Consider the following 814-nt stretch of genomic DNA (forward strand, 5'->3'; position numbering starts at 1 on the left):
TATCACTTGCGCGACAGCTGCGGCGGCACCGGCAATACCACTAAATCCGAGCACCGCTGAAACGAGAGCCAAAGCAAGGAAAATAAACATCCAACGAACCATGGTGTTGTCTCCTTATTTTTTAAAGTGAAAGCTCAATATTAGTTATTACTGAACAACTTCAAGCTTATCGACAACCTTATTTACATCGTTGGTATTATTTGCAATCGATAATGCCAGATCATGCTCGGCATCTGAGTTCACTTTACCGGTTAAGGTTACGGTTTTATTTTCTGTGGTGACATCAATGTCTGTACCACTAACGCTGGTATCCATCAGTAAACGAGTTTTCACAATAGTAGTAATTTTTGAATCCGTTAATGCAGCAAATGCATCAGAATCGGCATCTTGTTTATTCTCACTCACTACCGTTAGCTCGTTATTTACTTTTTTCACACCATCAAGGCCTGAAACCAACTCTTCTGCCAGCGACTTTTCCAAATCGTTATTGACCGAACCTGTCAGCGTAACCACCTGATTTTCAACATCAGTGTTTATATCAAAAGAGTTCAGGTTGCTGTTAAGCAGTAAGGTGGTTTCTGCTTTACCATCTAGCCAAGCGTCCATGGATTCTTTTTCCCATTTATCACTGGCTAATACTGCGGTAGATGACGTTGCAAGAACTGAAGTAAGTACAATTTTAGCTGCGATGTTATTCATGGTAATTCTCCTATATTGACGTTGCAGTTCTAATAAGGCAAAGCATGTGCCAACTTTATAAGTCGCTATTTTTAAAGCGTTTATTTAAAAACAGCCGCTATATTTAAGATGAGAG

General features: G+C 39.7%; 2 protein-coding genes. Both read right to left on the reverse strand.

All coding sequences use genetic code 11. From position 1 onward, the window contains the following. Positions 1-102 (reverse strand): DUF1328 family protein (locus R7Z50_RS26385; RefSeq protein WP_318149598.1); only part of this gene is annotated, 102 nt, incomplete at its 3' end. 45 nt (positions 103-147) lie between these two features. Next, a complete protein-coding gene (locus R7Z50_RS26390; protein ID WP_005496656.1) occupies positions 148-699 on the reverse strand; it encodes a BON domain-containing protein in 552 nt (183 codons plus the stop codon). Between the last annotated feature and the right edge of the window lie 115 nt (positions 700-814).

The organism is Vibrio sp. 1249-1, from assembly GCF_033340495.1.

Coding starts and splice junctions, on each gene's coding strand:
- R7Z50_RS26390 (WP_005496656.1), bottom strand. CDS start 699: ATGAATAACATCGCAGCTAAAATTGTACTTACTTCAGTTCTTGCAACG.